The 19,610-nt window shown below is 37.1% G+C and carries 18 protein-coding genes; 6 read left to right on the forward strand and 12 right to left on the reverse strand.

The features are described from left to right. Positions 1–78 precede the first annotated feature (78 nt). Positions 79–759, reverse strand: a complete 681-nt coding sequence (locus tag ACTJIV_RS03830; protein ID WP_440625694.1) for a response regulator transcription factor — start codon at positions 757–759, stop codon at positions 79–81. Continuing rightward, the gene (locus ACTJIV_RS03835; RefSeq protein ID WP_111957269.1) at positions 746–2,023 is read right to left on the reverse strand and encodes a sensor histidine kinase; all 1,278 of its coding nucleotides are present in this window, start codon (positions 2,021–2,023) and stop codon (positions 746–748) included. The genes ACTJIV_RS03830 and ACTJIV_RS03835 overlap by 14 nt, the downstream gene beginning before the upstream one ends. A gap of 170 nt (positions 2,024–2,193) precedes the next feature. On the opposite strand from ACTJIV_RS03835, the gene ACTJIV_RS03840 reads away from it, so the two are divergent. From ACTJIV_RS03840 to ACTJIV_RS03855, 4 genes are all read left to right on the forward strand, one after another. Next, positions 2,194–2,601, forward strand: a complete 408-nt coding sequence (locus ACTJIV_RS03840; protein ID WP_336377673.1) for a DUF1573 domain-containing protein — start codon at positions 2,194–2,196, stop codon at positions 2,599–2,601. 172 nt (positions 2,602–2,773) lie between these two features. Continuing rightward, positions 2,774–3,655 (forward strand): SDR family oxidoreductase, encoded by an 882-nt coding sequence (locus tag ACTJIV_RS03845; RefSeq protein WP_034703011.1) that lies wholly within the window; start codon positions 2,774–2,776, stop codon positions 3,653–3,655. An 85-nt stretch (positions 3,656–3,740) separates the two neighbouring features. Then, on the forward strand, positions 3,741–5,939 hold the full coding sequence (locus ACTJIV_RS03850; RefSeq protein ID WP_440625697.1) for a M1 family metallopeptidase: 2,199 nt from the start codon (positions 3,741–3,743) through the stop codon (positions 5,937–5,939). A gap of 288 nt (positions 5,940–6,227) precedes the next feature. After that, positions 6,228–7,055: an endonuclease/exonuclease/phosphatase family protein gene (locus ACTJIV_RS03855; RefSeq protein WP_440625699.1), complete on the forward strand. Its 828-nt coding sequence runs from the start codon at positions 6,228–6,230 to the stop codon at positions 7,053–7,055. Positions 7,056–7,062: 7 nt separating this feature from the next. On the opposite strand, the gene ACTJIV_RS03860 is transcribed toward ACTJIV_RS03855, so the two are convergent. Beyond that, a complete protein-coding gene (locus ACTJIV_RS03860; protein WP_440625701.1) occupies positions 7,063–7,746 on the reverse strand; it encodes a response regulator transcription factor in 684 nt (227 codons plus the stop codon). After that, on the reverse strand, positions 7,736–9,052 hold the full coding sequence (locus tag ACTJIV_RS03865; RefSeq protein WP_440625703.1) for a sensor histidine kinase: 1,317 nt from the start codon (positions 9,050–9,052) through the stop codon (positions 7,736–7,738). Before ACTJIV_RS03865 ends, ACTJIV_RS03860 begins: the two co-directional genes overlap by 11 nt. Before the next feature lie 139 nt (positions 9,053–9,191). Here ACTJIV_RS03865 and ACTJIV_RS03870 point away from each other — a divergent pair, with 139 nt between their 5' ends. Together ACTJIV_RS03870 and ACTJIV_RS03875 are read left to right on the forward strand one after the other, a co-directional pair. Further along, the gene (locus ACTJIV_RS03870; protein ID WP_440625705.1) at positions 9,192–11,564 is read left to right on the forward strand and encodes an outer membrane beta-barrel protein; all 2,373 of its coding nucleotides are present in this window, start codon (positions 9,192–9,194) and stop codon (positions 11,562–11,564) included. A gap of 181 nt (positions 11,565–11,745) precedes the next feature. After that, positions 11,746–13,611, forward strand: coding sequence for a M1 family metallopeptidase (locus tag ACTJIV_RS03875; protein ID WP_440625707.1), 1,866 nt, complete (start codon positions 11,746–11,748; stop codon positions 13,609–13,611). A gap of 52 nt (positions 13,612–13,663) precedes the next feature. On the opposite strand, the gene ACTJIV_RS03880 is transcribed toward ACTJIV_RS03875, so the two are convergent. From ACTJIV_RS03880 to ACTJIV_RS03915, 8 genes are all read right to left on the reverse strand, one after another. Beyond that, positions 13,664–14,668: a zinc metalloprotease gene (locus ACTJIV_RS03880; protein WP_336377666.1), complete on the reverse strand. Its 1,005-nt coding sequence runs from the start codon at positions 14,666–14,668 to the stop codon at positions 13,664–13,666. A 420-nt stretch (positions 14,669–15,088) separates the two neighbouring features. Next, positions 15,089–16,105, reverse strand: coding sequence for a zinc metalloprotease (locus tag ACTJIV_RS03885; RefSeq protein WP_440625709.1), 1,017 nt, complete (start codon positions 16,103–16,105; stop codon positions 15,089–15,091). 255 nt (positions 16,106–16,360) lie between these two features. Continuing rightward, positions 16,361–17,002 (reverse strand): response regulator transcription factor, encoded by a 642-nt coding sequence (locus ACTJIV_RS03890; RefSeq protein WP_111957291.1) that lies wholly within the window; start codon positions 17,000–17,002, stop codon positions 16,361–16,363. Then, positions 16,999–17,670: a sensor histidine kinase gene (locus ACTJIV_RS03895; RefSeq protein ID WP_223558295.1), complete on the reverse strand. Its 672-nt coding sequence runs from the start codon at positions 17,668–17,670 to the stop codon at positions 16,999–17,001. The genes ACTJIV_RS03890 and ACTJIV_RS03895 overlap by 4 nt, the downstream gene beginning before the upstream one ends. An 83-nt stretch (positions 17,671–17,753) precedes the next feature. After that, a complete protein-coding gene (locus ACTJIV_RS03900) occupies positions 17,754–18,413 on the reverse strand; it encodes a hypothetical protein (protein ID WP_440625712.1) in 660 nt (219 codons plus the stop codon). A 35-nt stretch (positions 18,414–18,448) separates the two neighbouring features. Continuing rightward, a complete protein-coding gene (locus ACTJIV_RS03905; RefSeq protein WP_111957297.1) occupies positions 18,449–18,988 on the reverse strand; it encodes a hypothetical protein in 540 nt (179 codons plus the stop codon). Between the two features lie 208 nt (positions 18,989–19,196). Further along, positions 19,197–19,349 carry a hypothetical protein gene (locus tag ACTJIV_RS03910; RefSeq protein WP_157963381.1) on the reverse strand — a complete coding sequence of 51 codons (153 nt, stop codon included), beginning with the start codon at positions 19,347–19,349 and terminating at the stop codon, positions 19,197–19,199. Between the two features lie 16 nt (positions 19,350–19,365). Next, a complete protein-coding gene (locus tag ACTJIV_RS03915) occupies positions 19,366–19,542 on the reverse strand; it encodes a hypothetical protein (protein ID WP_167409422.1) in 177 nt (58 codons plus the stop codon). Positions 19,543–19,610 lie beyond the last annotated feature (68 nt).

The following is a 19,610-nucleotide window of genomic DNA, read 5'->3' on the forward strand; positions in this document are numbered from 1 at the left end:
TTTTTGGAAAGCAATCTGCTTAATTAAAGATAAATAAAGGCACTTGGTTTACATAGCTAAGACAAATGTATATTTAATTTATTTTTCAGAAAACCGGAAACCAATTCCATGTAGATTTTCAATGATTATATTGTGTTCGTCAGCAAATACCTTTCGTAATCTGGAAATAAATACATCCAGACTCCGACCCATAAAATAGTCATCATCTCCCCAGATTGCTTTCAGTATGTCCTGTCTTTTAACAACTGTATTTTTGTGAAGGATAAAATATAAGAGCAGATCAGATTCTCTTTGTGTAAGGGTAATGGTATTTCCTGTATCCTGCAGAGTGTAGTTCTTAGGGTCAAAATAATATTTTCCCACCTTGTGTTTTAGCGGAGAGATATCAGCTTTTCTGCTGCGTTTCAGGAAAACTTCAATCTTTAAAATTAATTCTTCTATACTGAACGGTTTTACCAGATAATCATCAGCGCCTATCTTGAGTCCTTTGATTCTATCTTCTTTCAAGGCTTTTGCAGAAATAAAAATAATAGGAATTTCAGAGTTGTTAGTACGAATGTGCTGTGCCAGCTCAAATCCGTTGAGCCCAGGCATCATAATATCCAGCAGGCAGATGTCAAAATTTTGGCTGTTGAAGGCCTCAAGAGCGGATTTTCCATCCGGATAATGATCTATGTCATAATAGCTTTCCAGGCTGTCCTGGATGAGGAAGGCTATAGTTTTATCATCTTCTGCATATAAAATTTTAGATTTTTCCATTACTTACATTATTAAAATTAAACGGAAAAAACAGAGTGACGGTAATTCCCTTGTCCGGATTATTCTCAACAGAAATTTTCCATTGATGCTGCTGGACAATTTTTTTTACATAAAATAGGCCTAGCCCAAAACCGTTGACTTCATCACTTTTTTTTGTGCTGACCCTGTAAAACTTATCAAAAATATGAGGGATATTTTTAGCAGGAATCCCCATTCCGTTATCTTTAAACTTTAAATATAAACCTTTTGAATCTTTATTCGATGAAATGGTAATATCGGGCTTTGTATCACAATATTTAACAGAGTTATCCAAAATGTTATAAATGATATTTGTAAAGTGAAATTCGTCTGCAATAATTGAAGGGTTATCTTCAATTTCTATATGGAGTGTGAGGTTTTCATTCTTTTGCTGTAGGGTATCAGCAATTTCCCGGATAAATGGGAGCAGTACTATTTTCTGAGGCTTTAATGACAGTCCTGAAGCATCATTTTTTGCAATATTTAATATTTTTTCAATGTGATTATTGAGTTTGTAGCTTTGATTGATAATGATAGAAGTGTAGGCTTCCAGTTTGGGATTTTCCTGTATCATATTATGCTTATTCAAAGCTTCTGATGCTAAGAGTATTGAAGACAAAGGGGTTTTGAACTCATGGGTCATATTATTGATGAAATCCCTCTGCAGTTCTGAGAATTTTTTTTGCTGAATAATCGTGTATATAGAATAAACATAAACAAGAAGGATGATGAAAAGTGCCAGTGTAAGCAAGTACCAAAACCGCAATGAACTGATCAGATAGGTTGTTTTGTCTGGAAAACGGATTGAAAAATAATAGATTAGGTTTTTATGTTTTGGAAAATTAATAACCTTATCACTAGGGGCTTCCTGGTTTTTCGACATATATTTTCCGTAAATCATTTTGTCGCTGTGGCAATTGTACAGGGCATACACATAATCTGTATTGATTTGGAAACGGGTAAATTCTGTTCTCAGATAATGCTCGAGAACTGCAGGATGAAATTCATTATTAATATTAACTACATAATAATCATTAGAAATGTTCTGTACAGGATTTTCGGTAAAAGAAGTTTTTCCTCCGGATAGTTTTTCCACAACTTCCAGTAAAGCGATATTAACCTTCTGGTTAAATTTTTTATCTTCAAGATTATAAGCCTGCCGGGTCCATAAAAGCTGTGCCGTCATAATTCCGATGATAGCAAAGAACCCGAGCGTTATAATAATATTGAGTTTTTTAATTTCCATTTCCTGGAGCAATATTATCCAAAAATATCTATTAATTTTTTATCATTAACAACTCGTTAACAAATGTTTGATAGCAATTAACAAGTTGTATGGTCAATCCGCTTTACATTTGCTATATCAAAAGATAATAACAGATTATTTTAATTTTATAACTCTTAAAATTTATACTCATGAAAAAATTAAAAATTACAGCCCTTTTAGTAGTTTTGGCATTCTCCCCATTTTATGCCAATGTATTTCCTGTTGAAAGCAATTCTATAGTAAAGACTATTGCAGATGCTATTAAATGGAAATCAGAATCTATAGACGTAGGAACCATTCCTCAGGGAAAACCTAAGCTGATCAGATTTGAATTTACCAATACCTCTTCAAAGCCTATAGTTATTGAAAATGTAGCTCCTTCATGCGGATGCACAACAGCAGATTATACTAAAACACCCATTCTTCCTGGAAAAAAAGGATTTGTAGAAGCAAGTTATAATGCAGCGAGCAAAGGGGCATTCATGAAAACAGTGAGTGTTACCACAAGCGATAGCAAAACCCCGAAAACACTTTCTTTCAAAGGAGTAGTTTCATAATAAAATTTTACAGCCAGCCATTATAGAAATAACCATGTAATTCTTTACATGGTTATTTTTTTATGATTTTGAACATAGCAGCATAATAACTATTTATAACATTATTATTTATCCCATTATTTTCAATGGCATCCATTCAATATTTAGTATTTTTAGGAAAAAATAAGATCATATGAATTTATATACACAGCCAATGTTGCGCGAAGGCGCATTACAGGATAAAGTAGCGATTGTAACCGGAGGCGGAAGCGGCCTTGGAAAGGCAATGACCAAATATTTTCTGGAACTGGGAGCAAAAGTGGTGATCACTTCCCGTAATCTGGAAAAATTACAGGGAACGGCAAAAGAACTGGAAGAGGAGACTGGCGGAAAAGTCCTGTGTGTTGCTTGTGACGTGAGAAACTGGGATGAGGTGGAAGCTATGAAAGAAGCTGCGTTGAAAGAATTCGGAAGAATTGATATTCTGTTGAACAATGCAGCCGGAAACTTCATTTCTCCGACGGAAAGATTAACACATTCAGCTTTTGATTCTATTTTGGATATTGTTTTAAAAGGAACGAAGAACTGTACTCTTTCTATCGGAAAACATTGGATCGATTCCAAAAGTCCGGGGACTGTTTTAAATATTGTAACAACCTATGCATGGACTGGATCTGCTTACGTGGTTCCTTCAGCATGTGCCAAAGCAGGAGTTCTGGCAATGACCAGATCTTTAGCGGTAGAGTGGGCGAAATACGGGATCCGCTTCAACGCAATTGCGCCGGGACCTTTTCCAACTAAGGGAGCATGGGACAGACTTCTTCCTGGAGACCTTCAGGAAAAATTCGATATGAGAAAAAAAGTTCCTTTAAGAAGAGTAGGAGAGCATCAGGAGCTGGCTAACCTGGCTGCTTATCTGGTTTCAGATTATTCTGCTTATATGAATGGGGAAGTGGTGACCATAGATGGTGGAGAATGGCTTCAGGGAGCTGGAGAATTTAATATGCTTGAGGATATTCCAAAAGAAATGTGGGATGCACTGGAAGCGATGATTAAAGCAAAAAAAACAAACTAATTAAAATTTTTATAAAAATGGCCCGGATTTGTAACGATTCCGGGTTTTTTTATAACTTATCACAGAAATAGTATAACTTATTCCAATGAATTATAAACTTCCAAGCCTTATCGCAGCAGCGGCAGTCTTCTTGTTCTCAGGATCTGCTTTAGCACAGGAGAGTCCGAAATACAGTTATGTAGAAGCATTCAAGCCTTTCTTTTATCCCCAAACCGGTACAGAAACCCGTTCTGCAAGCGGACAGCCGGGGCATGCTTACTGGCAGAACTCGGCAGATTATGATCTGAATGTAAGTCTTAACGATGTAAAAAATGAAATTGCCGGGACGGCTGAAATTACCTATACGAACAACAGTCCCGACCAGTTAGGTTTCTTATGGCTGCAGCTTGACCAGAATTTATTCTCAAAAGATTCCCGAGGGAATGCAGTTGTTCCGCCATCAGGAAGCAGAAACGGGGCCCACGGTGAAGAACTGGATGGAGGCTATAAAATTAAATCTGTAAAGCTTGATGGTAAAGATGTAAAATACACGGTTACCGATACCAGAATGCAGATCGATCTTCCTAAAGAACTGAAAGCGAAAGGCGGTATTGCTAAAATAAAAATTGAATATTCCTTTACTTCCCCGGAATATGGGTCAGACAGAATGGGAGTTCAAAATACTAAAAACGGTAAAATATTTACGGTCGCTCAATGGTATCCAAGGATGTGTGTGTACGATGATGTAATGGGCTGGAATACCCTTCCTTATATTGGAGCGTCAGAATTTTATCTGGAATATGGTCATATTTCCGCCAACATTACAGTTCCTGCCAATCATTATGTAGTGGCATCCGGAGAGCTTCTGAACTATAAAGAAGTATACAGCAAAGAAGAAAATAACCGTTGGGAGCAGGCGAGGAACAGTGATAAAACAGTTATGATCCGTCCGGAATCCGAAATCGGGAAAAATCAGGCTTCAGGGACAAAAACATGGAAATTTAAAATTGACCAGACCCGCGATTTTGCATGGGCTTCGTCACCGGCATTTATTCTGGATGCTGCAAAAATAAACCTTCCGAGTGGTAAAAAATCTGTTGCCATATCAGCTTATCCTGCAGAAAGTGCAGGGGAAAAAGCATGGGGGAGATCTACGGAATATACAAAAGCAGCTATTGAGCATTATTCCCAGAAATGGTATGAGTATACTTATCCGGCAGCAACCAATGTGGCAGGAAATGAAGGCGGAATGGAGTATCCCGGAATTGTATTCTGTCATATGGATTCCGCAGGTGAAGACCTTTGGGGAGTTACGGATCACGAATTCGGGCACAACTGGTTCCCGATGATCGTAGGTTCCAATGAAAGACTGTTTGCATGGATGGATGAGGGCTTCAATACCTTTATCAATGATTTATCTACAAAAGCTTTTAACAACGGAGAATACTACAGGAAGAAAGATATTGCCAGAAGTGGAGCCTTTATGATGGGCGATAATATTGAACCCGTTATGGTAGGTCCGGATAATATGAAGGAAAGGAGCATAGGAGTTTTGGCTTACTTCAAGCCGGGGATGGGGCTGCAGATTTTAAGAGAGACAATTTTAGGTCCTGAAAAATTTGATAAAGCATTCAAAACCTATATTAACCGGTGGGCTTTCAAGCATCCTACGCCCTGGGATTTCTTCCACACTATGGAAAATGTTTCTGGAGAAGAACTGAACTGGTTCTGGAGAGGATGGTTTATTAATAAATGGAAGATCGATCAGTCTGTAAAAGATGTACAATACATTAACGGAGATTTTAAAAACGGTGCCCAGATCACTGTTGAAAATCTTGGTCAGCTTCCGATGCCTACAACAGTTCAGGTGAAATTTAAAGACGGTACCAAACAGGTCGTAAAAATTCCTGTTGAGGTTTGGAAGCGCAATACAGAATGGCTGTTCAACATCAATTCAAATAAAGAAATTAGTGAAGTAATGCTTGATCCGGATTCTCTAGTTCCAGATGTTAATATGAAAAATAATATCTGGCCTACAGCACAGACTAAACCAGTTGAAAAAATCAATACGAAAGAGTTTGCAGGAACATATGGGACTACAAGTGATCCTATCAAGCTGGTCTTTACAGATAAAAACGGCCAGCTGTATGCCAAAGCAGGAAACCAGCCGGAATTCCCTCTCGAATATGCAGGAAACAACCAGTTTACTTTTGATGAAGCCGGAATAACGTTGGTATTTAGCAAAGATAAAAAAGGACTTGTTTTTAAACAGGCCGGAAGAGAATATAAATTTACCAAAGAATAAATGGTATATTAACCTTATAAAAACCGAAACTTCAGATTTATGAAGTTTCGGTTTTTTTGTTTGGAAAAGAACTGGAAGGAAGAGGAAAGTCTGAAGATGGAAGCTCTATTGGTTCTTCGTTCGAGAATTAGGTTCATTGATAAGAATGATTAAATTTAAATAGGTATAAAACAACCTTTAATTACTTCTTCCGGCTTCCCTCCAAAAATTAACAATAATATATCCCCAACTTTTATTATCTCTAATCAGGATATTCTATTTTTGTGATTCTAATTTAAAAATAAGATTATGAATTTCAGATTTTCAATCGTATCCCTGTTGTTCTTTGTGCTGGGATTTTCGCAGAATCTTAAAGTGATGAGTTTCAATATCAGGCTGCAGGTTACATCAGATAAGGAAAATGCATGGACAGAAAGAAAACAGGATGTTGTAGATCTGTTAAATTATTATCATCCCGATTATTTCGGCGTTCAGGAAGCGCTTCCCGAGCAGATGAAAGATATTAAAGCCGGCCTTAAGAATTACGATTATGTTGGAGTAGGAAGAGATGACGGAAAGGAAAAAGGGGAGTTCTCAGCTATTTTTTATGATACGAACAGGCTTCAGGTGGTAAATTCCGGGACATTCTGGCTTTCGGAAACACCGGAAATACCTTCCAGAGGATGGGATGCAGCTCTTAATAGAATCTGTACCTATGCTTTTTTTAGAGATAAAAAATCCAAGAAAGAATTCCTGGCCATGAATCTACACTTTGATCATATCGGAAATGTGGCAAGAGTGAAATCTTCCGAACTTATTTTGAAGAAGATCAAAGAGATGAATCCTAAAAATCTTCCCGTAACCTTAAGCGGTGATTTTAACTTAACAGAGGATTCGGAGCCGATAAAAATCCTTTCCCAGAATTTGAACGACAGCTTTTATCATTCGGAAACAAAACCTTACGGGCCGAAAGGAACCTTTACCGCTTTCAATGTGAATGAAACCCCTAAAGACAGAATCGATTATATTTTCGTAAAAGGATTCAAAATAAAATCCCAAAGACATATTAATGACAGAAGAGAAAATCTGCTGTATCCATCGGATCACTTTCCGGTCTTGGCGGAACTTTCTTATTAATTCCTGATCAGTTTACCGGAAAATCAACTTCAAATCCAATTCCTCTCAGGGATTGGATTTTTATTTTAGGATCATTCATGAAATATTTTCTCAGGCGGCTGATGAAAACATCAAGGCTTCTTCCGGTAAAATAGTCATTGGTTTCCCAGAGATTATCCAGAATGTCATCCCTTTTGATCATCGTGCCATTGTATTTCAGAAGATACAGAAGAAGTTCACGTTCCCGGATCGTAAGGCGAACGTTTCCCTCAGGATGGGAAAGCAGAAGTTTTTCAGTATCTAAAAAATAGTTTCCGATCTTTATTTGTGGTGAAACGGCCGGCTGCGTCCTTTTAAGGATATTTTTGATCCTTAAAACCAGCTCTTCCGGATCGCATGGTTTAGCAATATAATCATCTGCACCAATCTTTAGTCCCATCAGGCGGTCTATTTTCTGGTTCTTGGCGGTCAGGAAAAGTAAGGGGAAAGTGTTTTTCTTCTTAAGGATCATTTTCGCTAAGGAAAAACCGTCGATGGAAGGCATCATGATGTCCAGAATACCAATGTGAAAAGGGAAATCTGTACTTAAAAGGCTGACAATGTCTTCCGGGTTCTGAAACCACGCCACTTCAAAATCTTCCAGTTCCAGGTACTGCTTCAGGATCATCCCAAAATCCGGATCGTCTTCGGCTAAAAGGATCTTAGTTTTCATACGGAATAGATATTTTAAAGGTGGTTCCGGCTTTAAGGCGGCTGGAAACGTCTATGTGACCATGATATTTTGCAATGATATTTTTTACAAAATAAAGTCCTAGCCCCAGACCTTTAGTATTATGGATATTATTTGACTGGATTCTGTAAAACTTTTCAAAAATATGAGTCAGCTCATTTTTCTCTATACCACAACCGTTGTCACTCACTTCTATTTTAAGATCTTGAGAACTATTGCTGAGGTTTACTTTTACCTGAGAAGCTCCATATTTTACACTGTTTTCACACAGGTTTTTGATAATGGTTTCCATGAAATTTTTATCAAGGAGAAGTTCTTCCGAAACATGGTTGGTCAATTCAAAATTTGTCTCAGGATAAGTGAAAGCGAGATCTTGCACAAAAAAGTTCCAATCTTCAGGTTTTATGGAGAGAACCTCTTCAGAGGTCTCATCTTTATGAAGCTGGAACATCAGGTTTTCAAGGCGGCTGATCTGGCGGTCGATGAGTGGCAGGGTTTCAGGATTCCATTCCTTTTTTAAAGCTTTCGACGCGATCTTTAAAGTGGCAATCGGAGTTTTGAATTCGTGCGAAATATTATCCACAACTGTGTGGAGAACTTCGACCTGTTTCTGCTGGCGGGCTAAATTTTTTACGGTAAAGATATAAAGCAAAAGAACACTTAGAAGAATGGCTGCACAGCAGATCGTAAGTAAAGCAAGTTCTTTAAATATGATCGTTTTGATGTTTAAGATCTCAAATCCGGTGTTGCTTTTGACCAAAAAAGAATCATTTCTGCCGGGTTTACCGTCTTTAGCAGAGAATGTTGAAGTAGTTTCCCATGTCCCTGTATTGGAGATTCTCGGATTGACCACTTTATTGGTGGTTTCATAAAGAACCAGTGGACGGTCGATAAGGTGGGAACCGTCCGGAAGATACACAATAGAGGTATATTCAATTTTTGTAGCAATTTTGTAACCTTCTTTCTTAAAGCTGTTGTCCACATAGTCATTTAAACGTGCCTCATTTTCTTTCCTATTCTTCTTAAAATATTCCAGAAAATCTTTTCTACTGACTTTTTTGTCATGATAATTAATCAGAACCTTCTGAATGCTATCATCTGTTTTGTTTTTGATACCACCCAAATCTTCCAGATTATCGGTGTAACTCGATATTTTTTCATGAACTGTTCTGTAAATTTCACGCTCTTTTACCTGATAGGTCTTGTACATAAAGTATACCTGTATTCCCAGTAGGAAGAGGAACAGTGCTGCAAAAAGGGGGATGAGGTATTTGCTTTTGGTGATCATGAAAACAAAGATAAAACTTTAGTCTTTCCTTTTGCTGGCATTAACCCATCATTAACCTTCCATTAACCGAAATTCTCTTTGTAAATACTGAATTTTGAGCTGTCAAGCAGAGTAACATCCATGCTTTTCAGAATCAATTATGTATAAAATTTTTCTTTTCCTGTTTTTTCCAATGCTCTTGTCCGCACAGGTGCAGATTATCAAAGGTTCAGTGACGGACACTGAGAATGTAAAGCTAGCCTCTGCGGATATCGGAATTTATAATTTAAAAAATGAGCTGATCAAAACACTGAAAACAGATACAGACGGACAATTCCATTTAGAAGGTATAGCCGTTGATTCAGTGAAAATAACAGTCAAAAAAACAGATTATACTCCTTTTGAAAAGATAATAAGTTTACAAAAGGATAATGGACTTTTAAAGATTATTCTTAAGAAAGAAACCCGGGAAATAGAAGCTGTAGTAATGACCAAACAGAAACCGATGGTCATCAGAAAAGTAGACAGACTGGAATTCAATGTAGAAAACAGCAATATTTCTTCTCTTAATGCCTGGGAGATTTTAAAGAAAACGCCGAGTGTTACAATAAACAATGATGTGATCACCATCAAAGGAGGAACGGGAATTCTGGTAACCATTAATGATAAAAAGGTAATGCTGACTGGTGATGAGCTCAAAAATTTTCTTGAAAACACACAGGGAGACGAAATAAAATCGGTAGAAGTCATCACCAATCCACCAGCAAAATATGAAGCAGCCGGCAGCGCAGTCCTGAATATTGTGATGAAAAAAAATAAGATCGAAGGCTACCGCGGAATTGTTTCCTCCAAATATGTTCAGACCCAATATGCAAAAGGAGTTGCAGGGGTCTCCCAATATTATAAGAAAGACAAGCTTTCATTGATGGGAAGTTATTACAGAGGTTTTGGAACGTACTATCGTGAGGGAACAGATTATGTGAATTACCAGGAAAGCCAGAAGAGATGGGTGAGTACGATGAACAGAAAGGACAAGAACAGAGCACAGAATACCCTCAATTTCAATGCTGAATATGAAATTGACAGCCTGACAAATATGAGTCTGAATTATTCAGGATACTTCAGTCCGAAGTCTTTTGGAACTTACGTCGTCCCTACATTGATCTACAACAATCAGGATATTGCAGAGTCTGATTATACAACGGTTAATGATCATCAGTCCCGGACGATCAATAATTCATTAAGCTTTCAGGTTGACAGAAAACTTAATAAGAAGAGCAGCCTTTCATGGATCAGTTATTTTACCGGAAACAACGTGGATAAATATCAAAATGTACTGACTCACCTGAATTTTGCAGGGGAAGCACCAAAGGATGATAATTTTTTCACCCAAAATAAAACAGATGTCCAGCTGTATTCCACACAAGCTGATTATCAATGGAAAGATAAAAAGCTTGAGATAGAGTCCGGACTGAAGTACAGTTTTGTGAAAACAATGAGCGGACTGGATTTTTCCGACAACGAAAACGGCTCTCTTCAATTGCGTCCGGAGAAAAGCAGCCTGTTTGATTACAAGGAACATAATTTTGCTGCCTATTCGTCATTGGCTTACAATCTTGGAAAATGGAATTTTAAAGGTGGTCTTCGCGCTGAAATGACGGATCTGGAAGGGGTAGTATCCGAACCTTATGAACGCAACAAAAATAAGTACTGGAGTCTTTTTCCGACTTTTTATGCTCAGTATTCTACGGAAAGTAAGCATGAATTCGGGTTTTCCTATGGAAAAAGAATCAGCAGGCCTTCTTATTCCTGGCTAAATCCTGCGAAGTCATATTATAATTTATTCTCCTATTACCAGGGAGACCCGAAACTGAAGGCTACCATTATTCATAACCTCAATCTGACGTATTCCTGGAAAGGTTGGAATCTGGATTTATACTATAGAAAAGAGATCTATCCGTCTATGGAAATTTCATTCCAGGAACCCAGTACGAATAATCTGATCTATTATTTTACCAATATTGAAAAAGGTCAGGCTTTTGGAGCAAGTCTGTACAAAAGCTTTCAGATCAAACCGTGGTGGACATTGATCGTTTCTGAAAACCTGGAACACAACGAAAATTATTTCAAAGGACTTGATGGACTTCTGTATAAAAATAAGGTCTGGAACTGGGTGTCCAATGTTTCAACAGCAATTACTTTAGATAAAAGTAATGACTGGAAAATGGAGATTGGGCACAAGTATTATTCACCTGGGATACAGGGAACTTTTACGATCTCCAGCGCATGGTCTGCTTATCTTGCAATGAACCGTAAATTCTTTGATAAAAAACTGGAAGCCTCATTTATTTTCAATGATATTTTCAGGAGCATGGGGCAGAAGGTAAGTACAAAATATGCCAATCAGGACAATTATTTTCTGGATTACGGAGATACTCAGGGATTCACACTCTCTCTTAAATTCAATTTTGGAAACCAGTCCGTGAAGAATGCAAGAACTATTAAGAAAACAGATGAAGAGGATAGATTATAGAAGATTGCTGTTACTTATTGATTACAGAAATTATATAACATGTTCAATACCTTTCGTCCCTCGGCATCAGCCTTTATAAAAAATAAAGAACTGGTATCCATAAAAACATTATTATAGAAGAAATTCCTTTTCTGTGTGACATTTTCGCTAATTTTGATATTTATTTTTTAAAATTAGAGATATGAAACAATTTCTTTATGCTCTGGTAGCTACTGTTTCGATGCAGCAGATCGCTGCCCAGGAGCTGTATATGCCAAGAAATATTAAGAAAGCCTATGAAAAAGGAACCCGTGATATTTCCGGTGCTCCGGGCAAAAACTATTGGCAGAATAAAGGGATTTATAATGTTGAGGTAAAAGTGGATGCGGGAAGCAAAACAGTTTCCGGAAAAGAAACGATCACATACAGCAATAACAGCCCTGATGAACTTCATGAACTGGCAATCAGATTTGTAAATAACCTTCATAAGCCACAGTCGCCGAGATCAGGTTCTGTGTCCAAAGATTTCCTGTCTTCAGGTCTTCATATTAAATCTATGATCATCAATGGTGAGAAATATATGGTAAACAGCGATGATTGGGGAACCGTAGAAAAAGTAAAGCTGAATAAAGCACTCAAGGCCGGAGCTAAAGCTGAAGTGAAAATAGAATGGGAATATCCGCTTTCCATACAGAGCGGAAGAGAAGGGCAGATAGATCCCGAAACTTTTTATGTAGCCTATTCTTTCCCGAGGATTTCCGTTTATGATGATTACAATGGTTGGGATATGCTTCCCCATTCAGACAGACAGGAGTTTTATAATGATTTTAATGATTACAGTTTTACCATTTTAGCACCAAAGAATTTTGTAGTATGGGCTACCGGTGATTTTCTGAATCCTGAAGCAGTACTTCAGCAGGAATATTTAAAAAGATATAAAACTTCTCTTAAAAGCGACAAAGTGATCCATATTGCTTCTGAGGAGGAAATGAAATCCGGAAAAGTAACCAGGCAGAACAAATGGAATGTCTGGAAATTCAAAGCCAATCATATTACGGATTTTTGCTTTGCATTAAGCAGTCATTATGTTTGGGATGCAGCAAGCGTTCAGTTAAAAACAAAAAGAGCAAGTGTCCAGGCAGGATATAAAGCCGGAGCAAAAGACTTTGAGCAATATGTAGACTGGATGCGTTATAATCTGGATTGGTTCTCAAAAAAATGGCCGGGCGTGGAATATCCTTATAATGTTATGACTGCGATTCAGGGATATGCGGATATGGAATACCCAATGATGATTAATGATACAAGTATTCCTGATGATCTTCGTGATGCAAGGCTTACCGCAGATCACGAGATTGCCCATACCTATTTCCCTTTTTATATGGGAATCAATGAAACCCGGTATGCTTTTATGGATGAAGGTTGGGCAACTACCCTTGAATACCTGATCGGAATTGATGAAAACGGTGAAGCCGCGGCAAAAGAATTCTATAAAAATTTCCGTGTCAAAAAATGGATCAACGATCCTTCTGCAGAACAGGACCAGCCGGTTATTACCATGAGTACACAGGTAAGCGGAGCCGGATACGGAAACAATTCCTATGTAAAAGCATCCCTGTCTTATCTTGCATTGAAAGATTATTTAGGAGATGAACTGTTCAAAAAAGCGCTTCTGCATTATATGAACAACTGGAATGGAAAACACCCGGTACCTTGGGATTATTTTAATTCAATGAACGCAGGTTCCGGGAAAAACCTGAACTGGTTCTTCCAAAACTGGTTCTATACCAACAATTATATTGATCTGAAAATAACCGACATTATACAGCTTAACGATCTTCTTACAGTCAACGTAGATAATGTTGGAGGTTTTGCAATTCCTTTTGATGCTGTCTTAAATTATGAAGACGGATCGGTGGAAAAGCTTCATTTTTCACCTTCCTTATGGGAAAAAAACCAGATGCATGCAGCCCTTGCGATCCCTATTAAAAAGAAAGTAAAATCGGTGACGCTGGATGGAGATATTTTTATGGATTATACCCCTGATAATAATACGAAATCATTATAAAAGAAAAGCCTGAACAGAAAATTCAGGCTTTTTATTGAAATCAATTTAAATTTTAATAAAGTCTTAGTCCGGATCTTGCTCCTGTAGAAGCAATTACCGACTGAACTCTTGCTTTCTGTCCAGCTGAGAACATAAACATGGCAGCATCATCTACATAATCCATATAATTCATAAACATTACAGATCTTTGAACACCACTACATGTGTTGTATAATGGATACGTTGGTTTTCCATAATTAGCAGTAGTCTGCGTAGGAGTGTCTGTAACCTGATCGTTACCACAGCTTGCATCTCCCCAGATGTGTCTAAGATTTAAATAATGTCCTACTTCATGTGTTGCGGTTCTTCCTAAATTAAATGGTGAAGCTGCTCCTGTTTTTCCAAAATATGGAGCGGCAATGGCTACACCGTCATTCCATAATCCTGCAGATTCGGGGAATGTAGCGTATCCAAGAATAGTTCTTCCTTGGCTTGTCATTTTACCTACAACCCAGATGTTTAAGTAATTTGCCGGGCTTGTAGCATCAATTCCTCCTTTGGATGCTTTCTTCATATCATCATTGGTTGCCCAGCTTGTCTTGCTTGTGGCTTTTCTTATGGTATTTACCAATCTGAATTTTACTTTCGTATCACCAGCACTTACAGTCTGAAATTCAGCAGGGATTTTACTGGCATCACTATTTGTTCCTGTGAAATCAGCATTTAATACATCGATTTGTTCCGCGATTCTTGCGTCAGATACGTTTTCTGCAGTAGTTTTATATAATACATTTACAACAACCGGAATTTCTACAGTACCATCTGCCAGAACTTTTCCAAGTTTTAATTCATTAGCGAATTTTTCTGTATTCGCTTCTAGTGTTACAAACTTTTGTCTAAGTTGAGCATCACTATTTAATGCTTCCTGTCTTACTTCTTCAGAGGCACAACCCCTTTTGAACATGTCGGCCGAAGAAACCTCTTCATTTGCAGGGTTTTCGCTTTGGTTTGACATATTGTCACTGTTACAAGCCGACATAAAGCCTAATACAACGGCTCCCAATAATAGTTTTTTCATAAAGTTGTTATTTTGTATAGTTTCAGAGTGTGAATTTATATTATTAAAAACTATTATGCAACACTTTTTCAATTTTTATTATTAATGTAATAATATTTTACTCAATTCGTTGTGTTTATTATTGCTAATTTGGACTTGTGTTGATTTTATGTTAATTTGATGATTGACGGAAAAATAATTTAATTTTTTTAAAATTTATAGCAAAATTTTAATTTTTTTGAATTTGAAATAGGTTATTTTGTTTATTATTAATATGAATTACAGCAAGTGGGTTTTAAGTTCAAATTCTCTTATTAGAAATACTTTATTCCGCATTTTACTCATATGTTCTGATAACTCATAGTCTAAAAATACTGAATCATTAAATAAAAAGCCCGAAGAAAACTTCAGGCTCTTATATTTAAGTTAATTTGGATATTGTTATCTTAATCCAGCTCTTGGACCGGCTGCAGCTACTACGGCCTGCATTCTTGTTTTCTGGTTGGCAGAGAACATGAACATAGCTTTATCATCTACATAATCCATATAGTTCATAAACATTTGGGACCGGCTTACTCCTCCGCAAACTCTGTTTAAAGGATAAGATGGTGTTCCGTAGTTAGGTCCCGGAGAAGTAGGAGTGTCATTAGAATAATCTGTCTGACAGCCTGTGTTGGATGATCCCCAAAGGTGAGGCAGGTTTAAATAGTGGCCTACTTCATGCGTAACTGTTCTGCCTAAATTGAATGGAACGGAAGCACCTGTTTTTCCGATGTACTGATAGCCTATAACAAGTCCGTCATACCATAAACCGGCAGATTCAGGATAATAAGCGTATCCCAGTGTCCCGGGCTGGCTATTCTCATCAAGGATAGAATTAACCACCCAGATATTCAGGTTTTTAGTAGGATCAGTTGCATTAATACCTCCGGTAGTTGATTTTTTCATTTCTTCCAGATCGGATCTCCAGCCTGTTTTTGTATATTGCTTACGGTTGGTTGTCACCAGTTTAAAACGGATCTTTACATCACCCGCTGCTGCTGGCTGAAATGCAGATGGTATGTTAGCAACATCAGAATTGGTAGCACCATAGTCTGCATTTAGTACTGCGATTTGTTCTGCAATTCTTGCGTCAGAAATATTTTGGGTAGAAGTGTTATAGATCACATTGAAAACAACCGGAATTTCCACTGTTCCATCTGCAAGCACTTTGCCCATCATAATGTCTCTTGAAAACTTTTCAGACTGTAACTCATTAGCTTCAAATCTGGCTCTTAATGCCGGATCGCTTTTGAGCGCCTTTTCCCTTATGATATCTGAAGGACAGGCTCTTTTTGAAGCCATAGTGCTTGAAGGATTTCCCGGATCCTGAGATATATCCTCCTGATTGGATATATTATCACTTGTACAAGCTGACATGAAGCCCAGAACGAGAGCTCCGAAGAATAGTTTTTTCATAATATATTGTAAATGGTTTGCTCTCCAAATTTATATTATAAAAAATTAATACACAAAAATATTCACACATATTTGAATAATCACCATTAAATAGCGGTAGTTGTTGAGTATTATTTTGTTTTCAGCTTTTTTAATTGAATTTTAATAAATTTTACAATTTGAATTTAAATATTTTTCACTTAAAATTGTTTTAATTAAAAATATTTACTTTAATTATTTTAACTGATTTATATTTTTAACTTTTATTTTATCAGTTTAACCTGCAAAACCATTTTTAATAGCAAAAACTGCCAGGCCGACCCGTGTTTTCAGGTCCAATTTGTCGCATAATTGGTCGCGGTAGCTTTCTACAGTTCTCGGACTGCAACACATTCTGTCTGCAATTTCTTTATAGCTTAGTTCGGTGACAGTATATTTCAGGAATTCTCTTTCGCGGTCCGAAATTCTTACGGTATTTTCTGCTTCCTTATCTTTGTTCAGATTGGAAAATATAATTTTTGAAGCCCATTCCGGATAGAAAAAGCCGTCAGAATTTAATCTTGTTAATGCCGTTTCCAGATCTTTAGGGTGGGTATTTTTTAATAAGTATCCTTTTGCACCGTTTTTGATCATTTTAATGACACTGTTGTCATCACCCTGCATGCTCAGTGCCATTACTTTAATCTCCGGATGATTCTGTGTGAGCCAGGCAGCGGTTTCAAAGCCGTCCATAATTGGCATACTGATATCTAGAAGGATGATGTCCGGGATTGCACCGTTGTCTTCAAATTTCTGGATCAGATCTTTACCATTCTCACACACATAGATTACTTCAAATTCATTAAAATTATCAATAATTCCTTCCAGAGCTTTGGCAATTAATACATGGTCATCAACAATTACTATTGTTTTTTTCATGGCTGTTTTTTTAAAATAATATTGAGTGTAGTTCCGGTATTCTTCTGACTTTCAAGACTGAAATCCGCACCTATGATGGCTGCCCTGTTTTTCATATTAGTCAGGCCAATGCCGTTGGATTTTATCTCGGTGCTGTCGAATCCAATACCGTCATCCCTGAGGTTGAGCTCCCAGAGTACTTCCTCGGAAGTATTCAGGTTGATAAAAATATTTTTACAGTTTGCATGCTTGATGCTGTTCTGAATAAATTCCTGTATGATCCGGAGAAGCACATTTTTGTGGACAAATCCAAGATCAAGCTGCTTAAAGTTGTGTTCAAAACTCACATGGCATCTTTTGAAACTGTTGGTATTATCTACCTCTTCCTGGATCAAAGTTACGATTTCCTTCTGGTTTATATTATCATCTGTCAGAGTTTTTGAAAGGCTTCGGAGGTCTTGTAGCGACTGATTTATAATTTGAGAAACCTGATCGATTCTCTCGTTTACTTCAGGAACTCTGTTTTCGTAAAGCAACTGTTGGGTATACAGGCTCACAAGTGTTAGTTTCTGGCCGATATTGTCATGAAGCTCACGTCCTATCTGCTGCATGGTGGCCTGCTGGATCTCAAGCTGTGTAGCCAGGAGTTCCCGTTTGTGGATTTCGTTTTTCACTTCAATTTTATTCAAATACTCTTTTTTACGCTGCTGATATTTCCTTATGTAAACTATTACTGCGGATACAAACAGTACAAAGAATATATTAAACAAAATTAATACGATGATGAGCTCTGTTTTCCCCATATGAATGAAATTGAAAATAATAGATACATTATAATTCCTGACATAAGAAAATAAGAAAAATAGATATAATGCAGCTCTCTGTATTCCTTAATAAGATTAAAGAATGTCCAGAATGGAAGTGTTCCTATATAAAATAATGTCACTCCAAGATTGATATAAAACATCTTGTTTCTGTTGAAGTTCAGGATTTCAGAAGAATTGATTTGTTTGTAATATTCCATGATTACCAATACCATTAAGAGCAGGCATCCGACTGTATAGTTAAAGGATAAAATGATCTTTTTCGTGGTGAAGAAGAATTCACTTGATACAAATGACAAAAGATACAGCAGGGACATGGTGTAGAACAGCTTTGGCCTGCCCAGTGATTTTGCAGCATAAAGCCAGTAAAAAAAAAGAAATTCAAGGGGAATTACAAAATAATTGAAAAAATTCTGTTTATTATATTCTATGATCAGGCCTCCCCATTTTCCGATGATTTCAGACAGGAAAATAATAATTAGATAAATGGAAAAATACTTCCAGTACTTTTCCTTATTATTACGATTATAGTAAATAACCGATATAACGGCTGCAAGTCCTTCTGTCCAGATCATGGATTCCTGAAGTATCTTCTGAAAATCAGTCATGTCAATTGTATAGTAAAAATAAATTAGTGATTGTGTTAAGGAAACATTTCAGCTTTAGGATTGTCTGGAGGTGATAATGCTCCGTGATTTTCAGCAAGGGTTTCAAGACCAGCCGGCTGTCCGGTTTTTGAAGCCATAGCTAAAACTGATTCTGAATTAAACGGACAGAAATCATAGTTAAGCATTTCCCCTGTTTCATCCGCTTTTTTCAGGGTCGGGATCATTACTAAAGTATGTCTTTCTGCATATTCCTTTTCTACAGGATGACTTTCCATAATGGCCCAGTCTTCAGCTTTTGGATAGGCAGCATAATAGAACCTGATGCCTAAATCTTCTTCAGTAACCTCAGGATTTACTTTTGCCGCTTCATTCTCAACACATGCTATAAATTTTTTGAGTTTAGGAAGATCAAACCATATGGCATGAGAATCCGTAATCCCTAATTCTTTATTAACAGCCTGCATCTGATTGTTTCTGTAGTTGCCTATTAACTGTTGAACAAGCTCTGAAGCAATGGTATTTGTGCTTGAGGCAGACTCGTTTGCTCCGGCCTCATAAGTAGATTTTGTTTTCATAACGTTAGTTTTATAAAAGAATGTTAGTTAGTAGTGCAAATCTCGTAAAAATTTCAAGGTAAACGGATGTGTTTTTTCCTGTTTATTTTCCGTGTTTTTACGGATTGCATATGGGCTGTAAAATAATATAGTCCAACTGACTTTTGGACTCCTATCTTATAACGGCTGTAATAAATAAAAAAGCCGGAGATTTTACTCCGGCTTATAGTTAAATACAAGGATATTTTTTGGGGTCCCTGCAGATATATCCTGTTGAACAGCACAGTCCTGCAGGGCAGTTCATATCGATGTCGCATTCTGTAATTGCAGACGATACACCACCACTGATTCTTTTTAAATCATTTCTTTTTAGCTTTTTCATACCATTATTTTAGAGGCTAGTCAATAAGACCAGGTCTGCATTCAGCCTGTCCACAATTGATGTTGATCTGTGAACAATGTTCTGTAGCACACGTTCCGCTGGTAGAGCCGTCAGGGTAAATTAATATGTTGCAACTGCAGTCAATTTTTCCTCCTAAAATAGTTCTTAATGAACTTCTTTTTAATTTTTTCATGCTGATTTTGTTTTAGTTAGTAATTTTTTTTGAATGATAAATGTAGTAATATTTCACATGATTATGAT

Source organism: Chryseobacterium sp. 22532, from assembly GCF_052044665.1.
Taxonomy (GTDB): domain Bacteria; phylum Bacteroidota; class Bacteroidia; order Flavobacteriales; family Weeksellaceae; genus Chryseobacterium; species Chryseobacterium lathyri.